The 16,975-nt window shown below is 67.7% G+C and carries 16 protein-coding genes and 1 other RNA gene; 6 read left to right on the plus strand and 11 right to left on the minus strand.

The genetic code is table 11. The features are described from left to right. Positions 1–160: 160 nt before the first annotated feature. The 4 genes from FG99_RS11235 to FG99_RS11245 all read left to right on the plus strand — a co-directional run bounded on the left by FG99_RS11235 (position 161) and on the right by FG99_RS11245 (position 1,510). Complete coding sequence (locus FG99_RS11235) at positions 161–370, plus strand: TIGR02449 family protein (protein WP_009615100.1); 210 nt, start codon at positions 161–163, stop codon at positions 368–370. Next, a complete protein-coding gene (locus tag FG99_RS11240; protein ID WP_009615099.1) occupies positions 367–681 on the plus strand; it encodes a cell division protein ZapA in 315 nt (104 codons plus the stop codon). Before FG99_RS11235 ends, FG99_RS11240 begins: the two co-directional genes overlap by 4 nt. Before the next feature lie 31 nt (positions 682–712). Further along, positions 713–891, plus strand: a non-coding RNA gene (gene ssrS, locus FG99_RS31310) — 6S RNA. A gap of 10 nt (positions 892–901) precedes the next feature. Continuing rightward, positions 902–1,510 (plus strand): 5-formyltetrahydrofolate cyclo-ligase, encoded by a 609-nt coding sequence (locus FG99_RS11245; protein ID WP_043269608.1) that lies wholly within the window; start codon positions 902–904, stop codon positions 1,508–1,510. Between the two features lie 34 nt (positions 1,511–1,544). Here FG99_RS11245 and FG99_RS32815 read toward each other — a convergent pair whose 3' ends face one another. Next, complete coding sequence (locus tag FG99_RS32815; protein WP_256204848.1) at positions 1,545–1,676, minus strand: hypothetical protein; 132 nt, start codon at positions 1,674–1,676, stop codon at positions 1,545–1,547. Positions 1,677–1,862: 186 nt separating this feature from the next. On the opposite strand from FG99_RS32815, the gene FG99_RS11250 reads away from it, so the two are divergent. Beyond that, the gene (locus tag FG99_RS11250) at positions 1,863–2,318 is read left to right on the plus strand and encodes an EVE domain-containing protein (protein WP_043269610.1); all 456 of its coding nucleotides are present in this window, start codon (positions 1,863–1,865) and stop codon (positions 2,316–2,318) included. Between the two features lie 330 nt (positions 2,319–2,648). Here the strand turns inward: FG99_RS11250 and FG99_RS11255 are convergent, their stop codons facing one another. From FG99_RS11255 to FG99_RS11270, 4 genes are all read right to left on the minus strand, one after another. Continuing rightward, positions 2,649–3,773, minus strand: a complete 1,125-nt coding sequence (locus FG99_RS11255) for an ABC transporter permease (RefSeq protein WP_043269612.1) — start codon at positions 3,771–3,773, stop codon at positions 2,649–2,651. A 3-nt stretch (positions 3,774–3,776) separates the two neighbouring features. Continuing rightward, complete coding sequence (rbbA, locus tag FG99_RS11260; protein ID WP_043269614.1) at positions 3,777–6,518, minus strand: ribosome-associated ATPase/putative transporter RbbA; 2,742 nt, start codon at positions 6,516–6,518, stop codon at positions 3,777–3,779. Beyond that, positions 6,515–7,588 (minus strand): HlyD family secretion protein, encoded by a 1,074-nt coding sequence (locus FG99_RS11265; protein WP_043269616.1) that lies wholly within the window; start codon positions 7,586–7,588, stop codon positions 6,515–6,517. The genes rbbA and FG99_RS11265 overlap by 4 nt, the downstream gene beginning before the upstream one ends. 137 nt (positions 7,589–7,725) lie before the next feature. Beyond that, on the minus strand, positions 7,726–8,130 hold the full coding sequence (locus FG99_RS11270; protein ID WP_009615084.1) for a flagellar basal body-associated protein FliL: 405 nt from the start codon (positions 8,128–8,130) through the stop codon (positions 7,726–7,728). 157 nt (positions 8,131–8,287) lie between these two features. Between FG99_RS11270 and FG99_RS11275 the strand changes: the two genes are divergently transcribed. Then, positions 8,288–9,268 (plus strand): NADPH:quinone oxidoreductase family protein, encoded by a 981-nt coding sequence (locus tag FG99_RS11275; RefSeq protein WP_043269618.1) that lies wholly within the window; start codon positions 8,288–8,290, stop codon positions 9,266–9,268. Between the two features lie 438 nt (positions 9,269–9,706). Here FG99_RS11275 and FG99_RS11280 read toward each other — a convergent pair whose 3' ends face one another. The 6 genes from FG99_RS11280 to FG99_RS11305 all read right to left on the minus strand — a co-directional run bounded on the left by FG99_RS11280 (position 9,707) and on the right by FG99_RS11305 (position 16,971). Further along, entirely contained in the window at positions 9,707–11,230 is a 1,524-nt protein-coding gene (locus FG99_RS11280; RefSeq protein ID WP_043269620.1) for a malonate--CoA ligase, read from the minus strand. 8 nt (positions 11,231–11,238) lie between these two features. Continuing rightward, entirely contained in the window at positions 11,239–12,540 is a 1,302-nt protein-coding gene (locus tag FG99_RS11285; RefSeq protein WP_043269622.1) for a malonyl-CoA decarboxylase, read from the minus strand. 23 nt (positions 12,541–12,563) lie between these two features. Beyond that, complete coding sequence (locus FG99_RS11290) at positions 12,564–14,021, minus strand: amidase (RefSeq protein WP_043269624.1); 1,458 nt, start codon at positions 14,019–14,021, stop codon at positions 12,564–12,566. Between the two features lie 156 nt (positions 14,022–14,177). Beyond that, positions 14,178–15,212: an ABC transporter substrate-binding protein gene (locus tag FG99_RS11295; protein ID WP_043269627.1), complete on the minus strand. Its 1,035-nt coding sequence runs from the start codon at positions 15,210–15,212 to the stop codon at positions 14,178–14,180. A gap of 26 nt (positions 15,213–15,238) precedes the next feature. Next, entirely contained in the window at positions 15,239–16,045 is an 807-nt protein-coding gene (locus FG99_RS11300) for an ABC transporter permease (protein WP_043269629.1), read from the minus strand. Further along, a complete protein-coding gene (locus tag FG99_RS11305) occupies positions 16,045–16,971 on the minus strand; it encodes an ABC transporter permease (RefSeq protein WP_043269631.1) in 927 nt (308 codons plus the stop codon). Before FG99_RS11305 ends, FG99_RS11300 begins: the two co-directional genes overlap by 1 nt. Positions 16,972–16,975 lie beyond the last annotated feature (4 nt).

Raw genomic sequence — 16,975 nt, forward strand, 5'->3', positions numbered from 1 at the left:
AATATCGACGCTAGGCGCCACCAGGCGCTATGCATAGAATGAGAGTGGCTATCCTAGCACCGCCGGGCGCGCTCAGACCATGCGACGGCATGTCGGGCAGCCCCGTGCGGTGCCGTACCTTGTATAGTTTCCGGTCATCCCCTTGCCCAAGCGAGAGCCCATGGAAGACGCCGACCTGCAAACGCTGATCGCCAAATTCGACCTCCTGCTCCAGCGCCTGGAACAGCTCAAGGCGGAGAACCGGCTGCTGCGGGCCAACGAGAAAAGTTGGCGCGAAGAGCGCGCTCATCTGATCGAGAAGAACGAATTGGCGCGCCACAAGGTCGAAGCGATGATTTTGCGCCTGAAAGCCCTGGAGCAGGACTCATGAGCCAGACGAACACCCTGAACGTGCAGATTCTCGACAAGGAATACTGCATCACCTGCCCCGCCGAGGAGCGCGTCAACCTGGAAAGCGCCGCGCGCTACCTGGACAGCAAGATGCGCGAGATCCGCTCGAGCGGGAAGGTCATCGGCGCCGACCGCGTCGCCGTGATGGCCGCGCTGAACATCACCCACGACCTGCTGCACAAGCAGGAGCGCATGGACAACGAGCACAGCAGCACCCGCGAACGCGTGCGCGAACTGCTCGAGCGCGTGGACCGCGCCCTTACCACCGATCAGCCCGGGCGGGAAGACTGACCCCGGAGAAAACCCTGGGGTATACTGGCCACGCTCCCTGGTGTGTTGGCCAGTCGGTGATGTCCCTGAGCCGATAATCGCAACAACGGAGGTTGCCAGTTGGGCTGGTGTGCATGTCCGCACGACGGAAAGCCTTAAAGCCTACTGCAACCGCCACCTTGAACTTTCGGGTTCAAGGGCTAACCCGACAGCGGCATGTCCGGGGAGCTTTCCTCCTACCATGATCCACGCCCAAGACCTTTCCCGCGCCGCCCTGCGCCGTCTGCTGCGCCAGGCCCGCCGCAAGCTTACCGCGCAACAGCAACGCCAGGCCGCCCGCGACCTGCAGCGCCGCATGGCGCAACACCCGCTGTTCCGCCGCGCCCGCCACATCGCCCTGTACCTGCCCGCCGACGGCGAGATCGACCCGCGCCCGCTGCTCGAGGCCGCGCAGAAACGCGGCAAGGCCACCTACCTGCCGGTGCTCAGCCGCTGGCCGCACACCCACATGACCTTCCAGCGCGTCGGCAACGGCGAGCGCTGGCGGAAAAACCGCTACGGCATCGCCGAGCCGTTGCCGGACCGTGGCCGCCAACGCGAGCCCTGGGCGCTGGACCTGGTGCTGCTGCCGCTGGTGGGTTTCGACGAACGGGGTGGGCGCCTGGGGATGGGCAAGGGTTTCTACGACCGCACCCTGGCGTACCTGGGCAGGCGCAAAATCTGGCGCAAACCGACACTTTTGGGCCTGGCGCACGAATGCCAGAAGGTGGACAGGCTGGACCTGGCCAGTTGGGATGTGCCGCTGCAGGGCATCGTCAGCGACGCCGGCTGGTACGGCGCGCTCGCCTAGGCGCCGCGTTCCCTGCGGCGCCAGGCGGGGTGGATCAGGGCTGTTTGGTCACCTGGGCCGGGACCTCGCCCTGGCGATCCCACAGGCTCTGGGTGTAACCGGTGGTGACAACGCCCAGGCCGAAAAGAATCACCAGCACCCACAACAGATCGGGCTTACGCTTCATCGATTGCCTCCCCCTTCCAGGCAAACTGTCAACGATGGCCGGCGGTGGTTTTTGGTCCGTCCGGCGCGTGCCAAGCTGAAAACGGCGGCATTCTCCGACAATGGAAAGCGTCTCGCAATTCCATGCCTGGTCCAGTCGTCGGAGTCAGTCGCTTCCCACAAAAACGGCGAAACTGGAGCAAGGATCATGCCGCACTGGCTGATGAAATCCGAACCCGACGAACTGTCGATCCATGACCTGCAGCGCCTGGGCAAGGCGCGCTGGGACGGCGTGCGCAACTATCAGGCGCGCAACTTCGTGCGCAGCATGCAGCCCGGCGACCTGTTCTTCTTCTACCACTCCAGCTGCCCGCAGCCGGGCGTGGCCGGCATCGCCCGCATCGAGGGCGAGGCCTACCCCGATCCCACGGCGCTGGACCCGCAGAGCCCCTACCACGACGCCAAGGCCAGCGCCGAGAAGAACCCCTGGAGCGCGCGGGACGTGAGCTTCGTGGAGGCGTTCAGGGAAGTGCTGCCGCTGGCTGCCATCCGCGCCGCTGCTGGGCTGGAGGAGCTGGCCCTGGTGCAGCGCGGCAGCCGTTTGTCGGTGATGCCGGTGAGCGAGGAGCAGTGGAAGATCATTCTTGGGTTGGCCAAGCGCTGAGCCACTGACGCTCTTCGTAGGAGCGAGGGGGACGCCTAGTTCTTGCTCGCGAACAGTGTTTGCCGGTGACCGCTTGGTGTTCATCCCGAAGAGCACCCTCTCCCTAACCCTCTCCCTGAAGGGAGAGGGGACCGTTGGGCAGAGGTGGGTGTTTTGGAGTTAGCCGGTTAGCCCGGCAGGTTCCGGCTGAAACCATTACTTCTCTCGGCACGGACTAGCCCCCTCTCCCTTCAGGGAGAGGGCTGGGGAGAGGGTTACGGAGTCCATCCAATACACCGCGCCAACCGGCAACCACCATTCGCGAGCAAGCTCGCTCCTACAAGTAATACATCAAGCCATCTGCGAAATAGTCCTGCGGAACCGCCACAACGCCCCACAGAAAAACGCCGCGCCAATGCCAATGATCGCCAACAACTGCGGCCAGACGATGGCCAGCCCGGCGCCGCGGAACAGGATGGCCTGGGCCAGGCTGACGAAGTGCGTGGTCGGGGCGAACAGCATGATGTTCTGCACCAGCTCCGGCATGCTCTCGCGCGGCGTGGTGCCGCCGGAGAGGATCTGCAGCGGCATCAGCGTGAGGATCACCAACAGCCCCAGCTGCGGCATCGAGCGCGCCACCGTGCCGAGGAAGATGCCCATCGAGGTGGTGGCGAACAGGTGCAGCGCCGCGCCCAGCAGGAACAGCCCCACCGACCCGCTGATCGGCACGTCCAGCCAGCCGCGCACCACCAGCTGCAGCGACAGCGCGGCCGCCGCCAGCACCACCACGCCCATCGACCAGACCTTGGCCAGCATGATCTCGAAGGCGGTCAGCGGCATCACCAGCAGGTGCTCGACGGTGCCGTGCTCGCGCTCACGGATCAGCGCCGCGCCGGTGAGGATGATCGACAGCATGGTGATCTGGTTGATCACCTCCATCACCGCGCCGAACCAAGCCTGGGTCAGGTTCGGGTTGAACTCCATGCGTACCGCCAGCTCCGCCGGCATGCCCGGCTCGCTGCGGTAGCGGCTGACGAACTCGCGCACCTCGGTGGCGATGATGTTCTGGATGTAGCCGGCGCCGGAGAAGGCCTGGGCGGTCTGGGTGGCGTCGACGTTGACCTGCACCGCCGGCTGGCGGCCGGCCAGCACGTCGCGCTGGAAGTCCGGCGGGATGTCCAGGGTGAAGGTGTACAGGCCGGTGTCCATGCCGCGGTCCATCTGCGCGTGACCGATCATTTCCGGCGTGCGGAAGTACGGGGCCTGGAAGGCGTTGACGATGCGCGAGGAGAGCTGCGACTGGTCCTCGTCGACCACCGCGATGGGCGCGTGGTGCAGGGTTTCCGGCACGCCGGTGGCGGAGCTGTAGACGCCCAGGGTGAAGGCCCAGGCGATCAGGATCAGCATCGCGTAGTCGCGGCCGAGGCTGCGGAATTCCTTGATGCCCAGGTTGAAGATGTTCGCCAGTTTCTTCATCGCTCAGTCCTCCTGCTTCTTCAACAGGAGCACGCTGAGCAGCGTCAGCACGCCGATGGCCGCCAGCAGCGGCAGGTAGTAGAGCCACAGGTCGCTCAGGCCCAGGGCCTTGGAGAAGGTGCCGCGGCTGATGATCAGGAAGTGCGAGGTCGGGTAGAGCTTGCCGATCAGCGCCGCCGCGCCCTCAAGCGAGGACACCGGGTGGATCAGCCCGGCGAACTGGATGGCCGGGATCATGGTGGCGATGGCGGTGCCGAACACTGCGGCGATCTGGCTCTTCATGAAGGTCGACAGCAGCAGGCCGAGGCCGGTGCTGGTGATCACGTACAGCAGCGCGCCTAGGCTCAGCGCCAGCAGGCTGCCCTTGAGCGGCACCTGGAACAGCAGCACCGCCATGGCCAGCATCAGCACGAAGTTGACCATGCCCATGCCGATGTAGGGCAACTGCTTGCCGAGCAGGAACTCCAGGCGCGTCACCGGGGTGACGTAGAGGTTGGTGATCGAGCCCAGCTCCTTCTCGCGCACCACGCCCAGGGCGGTGAGCATCGCCGGGATCATGATCAGCAGCAGCGGGATCACCGCCGGGACCATGGCCTTGAGGCTCTCCACGTCGGGGTTGTAGCGGTAGCGCACCTCGGTGCTGGCCGCCGCGCTGGCCTCGGCGTTGCCGCTCTGCCGGGCCAGCTCGGCCAGGTAGCTGCTGTGCAGGCCCTGCACGTAGCCCTGCACGGTGTTGGCGCGGGTGGGCATGGCGCCGTCGATCCACACGCCGATGGCCGGGTCGTCGCCGCGCTTGAGGTCACGGCCGAAGTGCGGCGGGATCTCCAGCGCCAGGCTCAGCTCGCCGCTGCGCAGGCGCCGGTCGAGGTCGTCGGGGTCGCGGATCGCCGGGTGCTCGACGAAGTAGCGCGAGCCGGCGATGTTCAGCGCGTAGGCCTGGCTGGTGGTGGTCTGGTCGCGGTCGAGCACGGCGTAGGACAAGTCCTCGACGTCCATGTTGATGCCGTAGCCGATGATGAACATCAGCAGCGCCGTGCCCAGCAGCGCCAGGGTCAGGCGGATGGGGTCGCGGCGCAGTTCCATGGACTCACGCCGCGCATAGCTGAACAGGCGCAGCGGGCTGAAGCGCTGGCGCTGCGGCTTGTGCGGCGCCTGCTCGGCGGTGCTGGCCGGCGCCTGCGGCTCGGGCGGCGGCGCGGCGCTGCCGGCGGCCTCCTCCAGGTAGGCGATGAAGGTCGCCTCCAGGGTCGGCAGGCCGCGCTTGTCGATCAGGCCCTGCGGGGTGTCGCTGTCCAGCACCTTGCCGGCGTGCATCAGCGAGATGCGGTCGCAGCGCTGGGCCTCGTTCATGAAGTGGGTGGAGATGAAGATGGTCACCCCGTCGCGCCGCGACAGCTCGACCATCAGCTGCCAGAAGCCGTCGCGGGCCACCGGGTCGACGCCCGAGGTGGGTTCGTCGAGGATGAGGATTTCCGGCTTGTGGATTACCGCCACGGCCAGCGACAGGCGCTGGCGGATGCCCAGCGGCAGGCTGTCGGGCAGCTCGTCGCGGACCTTGCCGAGGTCGAAGCGGGCGAGCATCTCCTCCACCCGCGGGCCTATCTGCTCGCTCGGCAGGTGGAACAGCTTGGCGTGCAGTTCCAGGTTCTGCAGCACCGTCAGCTCGGCATACAGCGAGAAGGCCTGGGACATGTAGCCCACGCGGCGGCGCGTGGCCATGTCCTTGGCGTTCACCGGCTGGCCGAACAGCGCGCAGTTGCCCTCGCTGGCCGGCAGCAGGCCGGTGAGCATCTTCATGGTGGTGGACTTGCCGCAGCCGTTGGAGCCGAGGAAGCCGAAGATTTCCCCGCGCTCGATGCGGAAGCTGACGTGGTCCACCGCGACGAAGTCGCCGAAGCGGCAGGTCAGCCCCTCGGCCTCGATGGCGATCTGCGGCGCGCCCTCGCTGTGCTGGCGCGGCGGGATCACCAGTTCATGGTGGCCGGCGCGCTTGCGCTCGGGCAACAGCGCGACGAAGGCCGCCTCCAGGCTTTGCGTGCCGGTGTGCTCGCGCAGCTCGGCCGGGGTGCCGGTGGCCAGCACCTTGCCCTCGTCCATCGCCACCAGGGTGTCGAAGCGCTCGGCCTCCTCCATGTAGGCGGTGGCCACCAGCACGCTCATGCCCTGGCGGCCGGCGCGGATGCGCCCGATCAGTTCCCAGAACTGGTTGCGCGACAGCGGGTCGACGCCGGTGGTGGGCTCGTCGAGGATCAGCAGGTCGGGGTCGTGGATCAGCGCGCAGCACAGCCCGAGCTTCTGTTTCATGCCGCCGGAGAGCTTGCCCGCCGGGCGCTCGGCGAAGGGAGCAAGGCCGGTGCTGTGCAGCAGGTCGGCGATGCGCCGCTCGCGCTCGGCCTTGTCGTGGCCGAACAGACGGCCGAAGAAGTCGACGTTCTCGAACACCGAGAGCGTCGGGTAGAGGTTCTTGCCCAGGCCCTGGGGCATGTAGGCGATGCGCGGGCACACCGCGCGGCGGTGGCGGGCGTCGCGCATGTCGCCGCCGAGCACGTGCACCTGGCCGTCCTGCAGCTTGCGCGCACCGGCGATCAGCGCCAGCAGGCTGGACTTGCCGACGCCGTCCGGGCCGATCAGGCCGACCATGCGGTTGGCCGGGATGTCCAGCGTCACGTCGTCCACCGCGCGGGTCTGCCCGTAGCGCAGCGACACGCCGGCCAGGCTGGCCACCGCGGCGTGCGGGGCGCTCATTGCGGAACCTTGATCTGCAGGTTGTCCGGCCATTGCGCCTCAGGGTCCAGGCGCAGGTAGGCCATGCCGGGCACGCCGGTCTTCACGTAGGTGATGTACTGCTCCAGCAGCGCCGGGTCCAGGCGCGCCTTGACGCGGAACATCAGCTTCTCGCGCTCGTTGGCGGTTTCCACGGTCTTGGGCGTGAACTGGGCGACGCTGGCGACGTAGGAGACCTTGGCCGGGATCACGTACTGCGGCACCGCGTCTATCACCAGGTGCACTTCCTGGCCGAGGGCCACGCGGCCGGCCTGGGCCGAGGGCAGGAAGAAGGTCATGTAGACGTCGGTCAGGTCGACCATGTTGAGCAGCTTGCCGCCGGCGGCCAGCACCTCGCCGGGCTGCGCCACGCGGTACTGCACGCGGCCGTCGCGGGGGGCGCGCAGCAGGCTGTCGTCGATGTCGGCCTGCAGCCGGGCGACGCTGGCGGTGGCCGCCTCGATCGCCGATTGCGCCTCGATCACCTGGGAACGCCCGGCCTCGATGGCGGCCTGGGCCGAGATCACCTGGGAGCGCGCGGCTGACAGCGCGGCCTGGGCGCTCTGCAGCACGGCGCGGTCGTCGTCCAATTGCTGTTGCGGCAGGGCGTTGCGCCTGACCAGTTGTTCGGTGCGGGTGAAGCGCTTCTGCGCGGCGGTGAGTTCGGCCTGGCGCTGGGCCACCACTGCCTCGGCGGTGCTCTTCTCGCTGTTGCGCTGGGTCACCACGGATTCGGCGGTGAGCTTGGCATTCTGCGCCCGGCGCACCTCGGCCTGGGCCTGGGCCAGCTGCGCTTCCAGCACCTGGGTGTCCATGCGCGCGACCACTTCGCCGGTCTTGACGAAGTCGCCCTCGTCCACCTTGATCTCGGCCACGCGGCCGGGCAGCTTGGTGGCCACGTCCACCTCGGTGGCCTCGATGCGCCCGTTGCCGCTGGCGAAGCCTTCGCCCAGGCCGTTGGGCTTGAGCGTCTGCCAGGCCAGCGCGGCGACCACGGCGCAGGCCGCGAGCACGCCGCCACGGAACAGCCAGCGTTTCGAATTTCCCTTCATCGTACCCCCTGGTCAACGCTCATCAGAGCGATCTTGTAGGGATCTTCAGCGAAGGGAGGGGAAAAGGCCTTGATACAGGTCAGAGCCGCCCGAAAAGACCTGGATAGCGGGCGAAAACGCGCGAAACCTGTGCCTTGTCAGGGCTGCACGATCAGGTTGTTGAACAGCAGATCGTCCACCAGCGGCTTCCCTTCCTCTTCTTTGAGGACCGTCTGTACCTGCTTGAGCGCCTCCTGGCGCAGTTTCTCCTTGGCCTCGACGCTGCCGAGGCTCTCGTCGGTCTGCTGGGCGAACAGCATGATCAGCTGGTTGCGGATCAGCGGCTCGTGGTGCTCGACCTTCTCCTCGGCCTCCTTGCCGGTGACCTTCAGGGCGATGTCGGCCTTGTAGTACTTCAGTTTCGGGCCGCTGCCGTAGTTGCCCACCAGGGCCGGGGTGAGGTCGACGAACAGCGGTTTGTTGGCGTCTTCCGGCTTGGCCTCCTCGGAAGCCATCAGGGGGCTGAGGAACAGGGCCAGCGACAGGGCGATCAGGGCTTTCAAGGCGACTTCTCCATGCACGATGCCGGCAAGCATAGCCATACCGGGCGCGCGGCCCAAGCCCGGCGGTTATGCACGGGCATAAGCCGGGACCATACTGATTTGCCCCCCGCCCCGTCACTCCTACACTGCCGGGCATTACACGAAAGGAGTACCTCCGATGAAAGCCTTGCTGTGCAAAGCCTTCGGCCCCGCCGAAACCCTGGTGCTGGAAGAAGTCGCCAGCCCCACGCCGAAGAAAAACGAAGTGCTGCTGGACGTCCACGCCGCCGGAGTGAACTTCCCCGACACCCTGATCATCGAGGGCAAGTACCAGTTCAAGCCGCCCTTCCCCTTCGCCCCGGGCGGCGAGGCCGCCGGCGTGGTCGCGGCGGTGGGCGAGAAGGTCAGCCACGTGAAGCCCGGCGACCGCGTCATCGCCCTGACCGGCTGGGGCAGCTTCGCCGAACAGGTGGCGGTGGGCGCCTACAACGTGCTGCCGATCCCGGCGGGCATGGACTTCACCACCGCCGCCGCCTTCGGCATGACCTACGGCACCTCAATGCACGCGCTGAAGCAGCGCGGCAACCTGCAGCCGGGCGAAACCCTGCTGGTGCTCGGCGCCTCCGGCGGCGTGGGCCTGGCGGCGGTGGAAATCGGCAAGGCCATGGGCGCGAAAGTGATAGCCGCGGCCAGCAGCGACGCCAAGCTGGAAGTGGCCAAGGCCGCCGGCGCCGACGTGCTGGTCAACTACAGCGAAGGCAGCCTGAAGGACAAGCTCAAGGAAATCACCGGCGGCCAGGGCGTGGACGTGATCTACGACCCGGTGGGCGGCGAGCTGTTCGAGGAAGCCTTCCGCAGCATCGCCTGGAACGGCCGCCTGCTGGTGGTGGGCTTCGCCAGCGGCACCATCCCCGCGCTGCCGGCCAACCTGCCGCTGCTCAAGGGCGCCTCGCTGGTGGGCGTGTTCTGGGGCGCCTTCGCCCAGCGCCAGCCGCAGGACAATGCGGCGAACTTCCAGCAGCTGTTCCAGTGGTTCGCGGAGGGCAAGTTGAAGCCGTTGGTTTCGCAGACTTATCCGTTGGAGAAGGCTGGGGATGCCATCAACCATCTCGGGCAGCGTCGGGCTGTTGGGAAGGTGGTGGTGCAGGTGCGCGCCTGATGTGATGGTGTTTGGGGGAGAGTCCGCTCCCTCTCCCTAACCCTCTCCCTGAAGGGAGAGGGGACCGTTCGGTGTGAAGTGTTATTTCGGCGCTCGTCGGCCACGTCGGTGTTGCCGGATGGCACGAAAACCACCGACGGCACGGATAGCTCCCTCTCCCTGAAGGGAGAGGGGGCCGTTGGGCAGAGGCGGGTGTTTTGGAGTTAGCCGGTTAGCCCGGCAGGTTCCGGCTGAAACCATTACTTCTCTCGGCACGGACTAGCCCCCTCTCCCTTCAGGGAGAGGGCTGGGGAGAGGGGCTCTTCGAGATGAACACCAAGCGCCACCGACAGACGCCCGTTCGCGAGCAAGAACTAGGCGTCCCCCTCGCTCCTACGAAAAGCCGTTATCGCGCCGGGGCCAACGGCGGATAACCGCGAACGGTTATCCGCCCTACGCTCAGGCGTACAGCTGCTTGAAGCGCTCGCGCAGCTGGTTCTTCTGCACCTTGCCCATCACATTGCGCGGCAGCGCCTCCACGAACACCACCCGCTTGGGCTGCTTGTAGCGCGCCAGGTGACCGTCCAGGCCCGCCAGGATGTCCGCCTCGCTCGGCGCCTCGCCGGGCTTGGCCACCACCACCGCCGTCACGCCTTCGCCGAAGTCGCGGTGCGGCACGCCTATCACCGCCGATTCGGCCACGCCCGGCAGGGTGTCGATGAGTTGTTCCAGCTCCTTCGGGTACACGTTGTAGCCGCCGCTGATGATCATGTCCTTGCTGCGTCCGACGATCTGCACGTAGCCCTTGTCGTCGATGAAGCCGATGTCGCCGGTCATGAAGAAGCCGTCGCCACGCAGTTCCTCGGCGGTCTTCTCGGGCATGCGCCAGTAGCCGCGGAACACGTTGGCGCCGCGCACTTCGATCATCCCCGGCTCGCCTTGCGGCAGCAGCTTGGCTTCCTTCTCGCCCGGATCGGTGATACGCAGTTCCACGCCCGGCAGCGGGAAGCCGACGGTGCCGGCGATGCGTTCGCCATTCAGCGGGTTGGAGGTGTTCATGCCGGTCTCGGTCATGCCGTAGCGCTCCAGGATCGCCACCCCGGTGCGTTCGCGGAAGGCCTTGTGCGTCTCGGCGGTGAGCGGCGCCGAGCCGGAGACGAACAGGCGCATGTGCGCCACCGCTTCGCGGGTCAGGCCGCTCTGGTCGAGCAGGCGGGTGTAGAAGGTCGGCACGCCCATCAGCAGGTTCACCTGGGGCAGCAGGCGCAGCACTTCGGCGGCGTCGAACTTGTCCACGTACAGCAGCGAACCGCCGGCCATCAGCAGGCTGTTGATGGCCACGAACAGGCCGTGGATGTGGAAGATCGGCAGCGCGTGCAGCAGCCAGTCCTCGCTGCTGATAGCCCATGCCTCGACCAGCGCGCGGGCGTTGGAGACCAGGTTGCCGTGGCTGATCATGGCACCCTTGGAGCGCCCGGTGGTGCCGGAGGTGTAGAGGATGGCGGCGAGGTCGTCGGCGCTGCGTTCGACGTCCGCGAAGCGCGCCGGCTTGCCTTCCACGTGGCGCATCAGGCTGCCGTCGCAGCGCTGGCCGAGGCTCGCCACGCGGGCCACGCCGCACTGTTGCGCCAGCGCCCCGGCCTGCTCCTCGAAGGCCGGGGTGCAGACGAACAGCGAAGGCTCGGCGTCGCCCAGGAAATAGCTCAGCTCGTCGCTGGTGTAGCCGCTGTTCAGCGGCAGGTAGACGGCACCGGCGCGCAGGGTGCCGAGGTAGAGCATGATCGCCTCGGGGCTCTTGTCCACCTGCACGGCGACGCGGTCGCCCGGCTGCACGCCGAGCTCCACCAGGGCGTGGGCGAACTGCGCGCTGCTGCGCAGCATTTCGGCGTAGCTGTAGCTGCCGCCGTCCGGGGTGCGGAGGAAGGGTTTGTTCAGGTCTTCGGGCAGGTGCTCGCCGACGGCGGCGAAAAGGCTCTGGTTCATGGCGGTTCCTAGCGGCGTGGCTTGGCCGGTGGGGCGAGATGTCGCTTGACCTCGTTGGCGGCGATCACCGTGCCCTGGTTGGCGTAGGCTTCGTGGTTTTTCTCGATCTGACGCAATTCGTAGCGGTAGTTGACCATCAGCCCGGCGGCCTGGCGCAGGCCGCCGGCGGAGAGGTCGCCGCGCCAGTTCAGGCGTTCCAGGCGGGCGCCGTTGCCCAGGTGGAAGCGCGCCACCGGGTCCAGAGGCTGGCCCTGGGCGTTCCTGGCCTGCAGGAAGTATTCGGCGGCCAGCGCCAGCAGCGGCTGTTCCAGGCGCGGCGGCGGCGGCGCGTCGGGCTTGAGCGCCTTCAGGCATTCGGCGACCTCGGGGCGCTCGGCCTGGCTGTCGAGCCAGCGGCGCAAGCCGGGCACCGGCGAGAGGGTGACGTACTGCTTGAGGCCCGGCACTTCGCGGGCCAGTTCCTCCACCACCTGCTTGATCAGGAAGTTGCCGAAGGAGATGCCGCGCAGGCCCTCCTGGCAGTTGCTGATGGAATAGAACACCGCGGTGTCCGGCGCTTCTGCGGCCTCGCCGGGTTGTTCGAGGATTTCCGCGATGGCGGCGGGCATCTGGCGGGTCAGCGCCACCTCGACGAAGATCAGCGGCTCCTCCGGCAAGGCCGGGTGGAAGAACGCGAAGCAGCGGCGGTCGGCCGGTTGCAGGCGGCTGCGCAGGTCGTCCCAGTCCTTGATGGCGTGCACCGCCTCGTAGCGGATGATCTTGTCCAGGATCGCCGCCGGCGTCGACCAGTCGATGCGCCGCAGCACCAGGAAGCCGCGGTTGAACCAGGAGGCCAGCAGGTGCTGCAGGTCGTGGTCCACCGCCGCCAGTTGCGGCCGCGCCTTGAGCTCCTGCAGCAGCCGGCGGCGCATGGCGATCAGCTCGGCGGTGCCGCCCGGCGCCTGGTTGAGGCGGCGGAACAGCTCCTGGCGCGGCGGCTCGCAGGCTTCGAACAGCGCGGTGACCTGCTCGGCGCCGGGGTTCTCCAGGTAGCGCCTGCAGGCTTCGGCCAGGGCTTCGCGGGGCGGCGCGAAGTCGTCCAGCAGGTTGTCGAAGAAAGCTTTCTGCTGCTCCGCCGGGCAGTCGCGGTAGGCGCACAGCACCTGGCGCGCCAGGGCCACGCCGGAAGCCTCGCCGTGGCCGGAGAGCAGCCGGCGGCTGGCCTCTACCAGCGAGGCGGCGCTGATCGGCGCCGGCTCGCGGGATTCCAGCAGTTGGCGGCCACGTTCGCTGATGCTCTGCAGCAGTTCCTGGAAGAAGCTGACGCTCATCGAACCTCCTTCTTCGGCGCGCCTCACTGCGCCAGCAGCGGCGGCGGGCAGCGCCGGTACCATTGGGTGGCCTGCTCGTAGGCATGGGCCAGTTGCAGCACGGCCATGTCGGCCTGGTGCCGGCCGATGATCTGCAGGCCCATGGGCAGGCCCTGTTCATTGAAGCCTACCGGCACGTTGGCGACAGGGCAGCCGGACAGGGTGGCGGGGATCACCACTTCCATCCAGCGGTGGTAGGTGTCCATGGCGCGGCCGGCGACTTCCTTCGGCCAGTGCAGGTTCTTGTCGAAGGGGAACACCTGGGCGCTGGGCAGCAGCAGGTAGTCGTAGCGCTCGAACAGGCGCTGGATGGCGCGGTACCAGTCGCTGCGCGCCACCGTGGCCTGGTACACGTCCATGGCCGACAGGCGTAGGCCGTTCTCCACTTCCCAGTGCGCTTCCGGCTTGAGCAGTTCGCGCTTGGCCGGGTCGGCGTAGGCGGCACCGAGGGAGCCGGCGACGAACCAATGGCGCAGGGTGCGCCAGCAGTCCCACAGGCGCTCGGCGGAAAAACCCAGCTCGCAGGCTTCGACCTCGCAGCCGATGGCCTGGAAGTCGGCGAACGCGCGCTGGCACAGCTCCAGCACGCCGCGCTCCATGGCCAGGTGGCCGCCGAGGTCGCCCAGCCAGCCCAAGCGCGCCCCCTTGAAGTCGCGCTCCAGCGGGCCGGCGAAGGCCTTGCCGGACTCGGCGATGGACAGCGGCGCGCGGGCATCGCTGCCGGCCTGCACCGACAGCAGCAGGGCCACGTCGCGCACGCTGCGGCCCATGGGGCCTTCGTAGCCGAGCTGGTCGAAGAACAGGTCGGCGGCGTCGTCGAAGGGCACGCGGCCCTGGGACGGGCGGAAGCCGATGATGTTGTTGAACGCCGCCGGGTTGCGCAGCGAGCCCATCATGTCGCTGCCGTCGGCCACCGGCACCAGTTGCAGGGCCAGGGCCGCCGCGGCGCCGCCGCTGCTGCCGCCGGCGGTGCGGCTGGGGTCGTAGGCGCAGCCGGTGGCGCCGAACAGCGGGTTGTAGCTCTGCGAGCCGAGGCCGAATTCCGGGGTGTTGCTCTTGCCGATGAGGATGGCGCCGGCGGCGCGGATGCGCTCGACCATGATGCCGTCGCGCTCGGGCACGTAGTCGCGGTACAGCGGCGAACCCAGGGTGGTGCGGATGCCCTTGGTCAGCGACAGGTCCTTGATGGCGTGGGGCAGGCCGTGCATCCAGCCGCGGTACTCGCCGCGGGCCAGCTCGGCGTCGCGCTCGTCGGCCTGGGCCAGCAGCGCCTCGGCCGGTTGCAGGCTGACCAGGGCGTTGACCGCCGGGTTGAAGCGCTCGATGTGCGCCAGGTAGTCGCCCATCACCTCGCGACAGGAGACCTGGCGCAGGCGGATGAGCTGCGCCAGTTCATGGGCCTGGAGCTGGACGAGGGGGCTGATATTCGGGTTCTGGCTCATGTGACGCGGCCTTTCTCTGGGTTCCCGCGTTCGCGGGAATGACGGAACGATATTTGTACAGATGCGACTTTTGGCGGGGTGAGCGAAGCCACGGCGCCTCGCGGCGCCCTGCCCCACCCCGTCACCCCCGCGAACGCGGGGGCCCAGCGCCTTCGGTCAGCGCATCAGGTTGGTCCACAGGCGGTCGGCCAGGCGGATGGCGCCTTCGCCGCAGGTCTTGCTGAAGACCACCTTGGTGCCCTCGGGGATGTGCAGCTCCGGCGCATCCTTCAGGCTCGGGTCGAGGAAGGCGTCGGTGCCCTTGATCGGGCTCTGGTGCTTGAGGAAGTTCTGGGTGATCGCCGAGTTCTCCGGCTGGCTCATGAAGGCGATGAACTGGCGGGCGGCGTCGGGGTTCTTGCTGCCCTTGGGGATCACCAGGTTGTCCACCCAGGCCATCACGCCTTCCTTGGGGTAGAGGTACTTCAGGCTCGGCTTCATCTCCCGGGCGCGCAGCGACGAACCGCCCCAGAACAGCGACATGGAGGTCTCGCCGGAAGCGAGGTTCTCGCGCACCGAGCCGGCCTTGGAGCTGTACGTCTTGACGAAGGGCTTCTGCGCCTTGAGCAGGTTCAGCACCTGCTGCACCTGTTTCGGGTCCTCGCTGCACAGCGGCACGCCCAGGTACAGGCTGGCGGTGTCCATCACCTCGTTGACCGAGTCGAGCATGTTGATCTTGCCCTGCAGCTCCTGCGGCGGCTGGAACAGCAGCGAATAGCTGTCGGCCTGGCCCTTGTAGGCGGCGGTGTCGTAGACCACGCTGGTGGTGCCCCAGATGAAGGGCACCGAGTAGCCGCCTTCCGGGTCCCAGGTGGGCTTGCGCAGGTTGTCCTCGATGTTCGCGTAGTACGGCTGCTTGATCGGATCGAAGCGCTCCAGCAGGTTCTCGTGGACCAGGATGGGCACGAACTGGTGCGAAGGAATGGCCACGTCGTAGCCGCTGCCGCCCTGCTTGAGCTTGGCCAGCAGCGTCTCGTTGGAATCATAGGAATCCACCGTGACCTTGATGCCGGTCTGCTTCTCGAACTTCTCCAGGATCTGCGGCGAGAAGTAGCCGCTCCAGCTGATGACGTTGACCTGGCCGGCGGCGTGGGCCGCGCCGGCCAGGCTCAGCGACAGGGTGGCGGCGATGACTGCGATCGACTTGCTCATGTTGACTCCCGGTTGTGGCGTGGCGCTCAGGCTTTGGCTTTGCCGAGCAGGAAGGAAAGGCTGACGAAGAACACGGAAACCCCGAGGATCAGCGTCGACACCGCATTGACGTCGGGCGTGACGCCCATCCGCAGCAGGCCGAAGATGAAGATCGGCAAGGTGGTGGTGCCGGCCTGGGAGACCATCATCGAGATCACGAAGTTATCCAGCGAGACGATGAAGGCCAGCATCAGCCCGGAGAAGATCCCCGGCATCAGCAGCGGCAGGGTGACCTTGCGGAAGGTCCGCCAGGGCCCGGCGTAGAGGTCGGCGGCGGCCTGCTCCAGGGACAGGTCCATGTCCTCCAGGCGGGCGCGGATCGGCAGGTAGGCGAAGGGGATGCAGAACACCGTGTGGGCGATGATCAGGTTGCCGTAGCCCAACGACACGCCGAGGCTGGAGAACAGCGCCAGGGTGGCCACGCCGACGACGATCTCCGGCAGCACCAGCGGCAGCATGATGGCGCCCATGGACAGGCGCATACCCTTGAACTTCGCCCCGCGCGAGGTGCCCAGCGCGGCCAGGGTGGCGATGGCGGTGGCGATCATGCTGGCGCACACGGCGATCAGCAGGCTGTTGCCGGCCGCGCTGCGCAGCGCCTGGTTGGCGAAGGCGGCGCGGTACCAGTCGAGGCTGAAGCCGGTCCACACGGTGGCGGACTGGTTGGCGTTGAACGAGTAGACCACCAGCACCACGATGGGCGCGTACAGGTAGAGATAGAACAGCAGGCTGAAGCCGCCGAAGCCGGGGAAGTCCTGCACGCCGAGACGGCGCTTGCGCAACAGGCTCAGCATCACACACCTCCCCGGGCCACGCGCAGGCGCTCGGCGCGCATCGCGTAGAAGGTCAGGGCGAGCATCACCGCCGCCATCAGCACCAGCGACAGGGCGGCGCCGAAGGGCCAGTTACGCGAGTCGGCGAACTGCCGGAAGATCAGGTTGCCGAGCATCATCTTGGTGCCGCCGCCGAGCAGCTCCGGGGCGATCATCGCGCCCAGGCAGGGCACGAAGGTGAGGATGGCGCCGGCCAGGATGCCCGGCCGGGCGATCGGCAGCACCACCTTGCGCAGGGTGCGCAGGCGCCCGGCGTAGAGGTCCTGGGCGGCTTCCAGCAGACGCATGTCCATCTTCTCCAGGGTCGAGTAGATCGGCAGCACCACGAAGGGCGCGTAGGTGTAGACCAGGCCCAGCAGCACCGCGCCGTCGTTGTAGAGCAGCGGCAGCGGCTGGTGGATCAGGCCCAGGCCCATGAGGCCGTTGTTGATCACCCCGGTGCCGCGCAGCAGCAGGATCCAGGCGTAGGTGCGGATCAGCAGGTTGGCCCAGAACGGCACGGTGATCAGGAAGATCAGCAGGCCGCGGCGGCGCGCCGGCTGCATGGCCAGCCAGACCGCCACCGGGAAGCCCACCAGCAGGGTGATGACGGTGGTGGCGGCGGCGATGCCCAGCGAGCGCAGGGCGATGACCAGGTAGGAGTCGGCGAAGGCCAGGCTGTCGTCCAGCTGGCGCTCGAACAGCAGCGAGACGTAGGCGTCGCTGCTGAACACATGGTTGACGCCGCCGTAGGGGTTGGCCTGCATCAGCGAGTAGGCGGCGACGATGAGGATCGGCACCACCAGGAACAGGCCGATCGCCAGCAGCGCCGGCGACACGCCGAGCAGGCCGGCCAGGGCCCGGCGCCGCTCCAGGGCGTTGCCGGGGCGTAGGGTGAGAGTGGTCATGGCG

The sequence above is a fragment of the Pseudomonas sp. AAC genome, from assembly GCF_000725445.1.
GTDB lineage: Bacteria > Pseudomonadota > Gammaproteobacteria > Pseudomonadales > Pseudomonadaceae > Pseudomonas > Pseudomonas citronellolis.

Excerpts from the sequence above, each read along its gene's own strand:
- FG99_RS11235 (WP_009615100.1), top strand. The coding sequence starts at position 161 with ATGGAAGACGCCGACCTGCAAACGCTGATCGCCAAATTCGACCTCCTG.
- FG99_RS11240 (WP_009615099.1), top strand. The coding sequence starts at position 367 with ATGAGCCAGACGAACACCCTGAACGTGCAGATTCTCGACAAGGAATAC.
- FG99_RS11245 (WP_043269608.1), top strand. The coding sequence starts at position 902 with ATGATCCACGCCCAAGACCTTTCCCGCGCCGCCCTGCGCCGTCTGCTG.
- FG99_RS32815 (WP_256204848.1), bottom strand. The coding sequence starts at position 1,676 with ATGAAGCGTAAGCCCGATCTGTTGTGGGTGCTGGTGATTCTTTTCGGC.
- FG99_RS11250 (WP_043269610.1), top strand. The coding sequence starts at position 1,863 with ATGCCGCACTGGCTGATGAAATCCGAACCCGACGAACTGTCGATCCAT.
- FG99_RS11255 (WP_043269612.1), bottom strand. The coding sequence starts at position 3,773 with ATGAAGAAACTGGCGAACATCTTCAACCTGGGCATCAAGGAATTCCGC.
- rbbA (WP_043269614.1), bottom strand. The coding sequence starts at position 6,518 with ATGAGCGCCCCGCACGCCGCGGTGGCCAGCCTGGCCGGCGTGTCGCTG.
- FG99_RS11265 (WP_043269616.1), bottom strand. The coding sequence starts at position 7,588 with ATGAAGGGAAATTCGAAACGCTGGCTGTTCCGTGGCGGCGTGCTCGCG.
- FG99_RS11275 (WP_043269618.1), top strand. The coding sequence starts at position 8,288 with ATGAAAGCCTTGCTGTGCAAAGCCTTCGGCCCCGCCGAAACCCTGGTG.
- FG99_RS11280 (WP_043269620.1), bottom strand. The coding sequence starts at position 11,230 with ATGAACCAGAGCCTTTTCGCCGCCGTCGGCGAGCACCTGCCCGAAGAC.
- FG99_RS11285 (WP_043269622.1), bottom strand. The coding sequence starts at position 12,540 with ATGAGCGTCAGCTTCTTCCAGGAACTGCTGCAGAGCATCAGCGAACGT.
- FG99_RS11290 (WP_043269624.1), bottom strand. The coding sequence starts at position 14,021 with ATGAGCCAGAACCCGAATATCAGCCCCCTCGTCCAGCTCCAGGCCCAT.
- FG99_RS11295 (WP_043269627.1), bottom strand. The coding sequence starts at position 15,212 with ATGAGCAAGTCGATCGCAGTCATCGCCGCCACCCTGTCGCTGAGCCTG.
- FG99_RS11300 (WP_043269629.1), bottom strand. The coding sequence starts at position 16,045 with ATGCTGAGCCTGTTGCGCAAGCGCCGTCTCGGCGTGCAGGACTTCCCC.
- FG99_RS11305 (WP_043269631.1), bottom strand. The coding sequence starts at position 16,971 with ATGACCACTCTCACCCTACGCCCCGGCAACGCCCTGGAGCGGCGCCGG.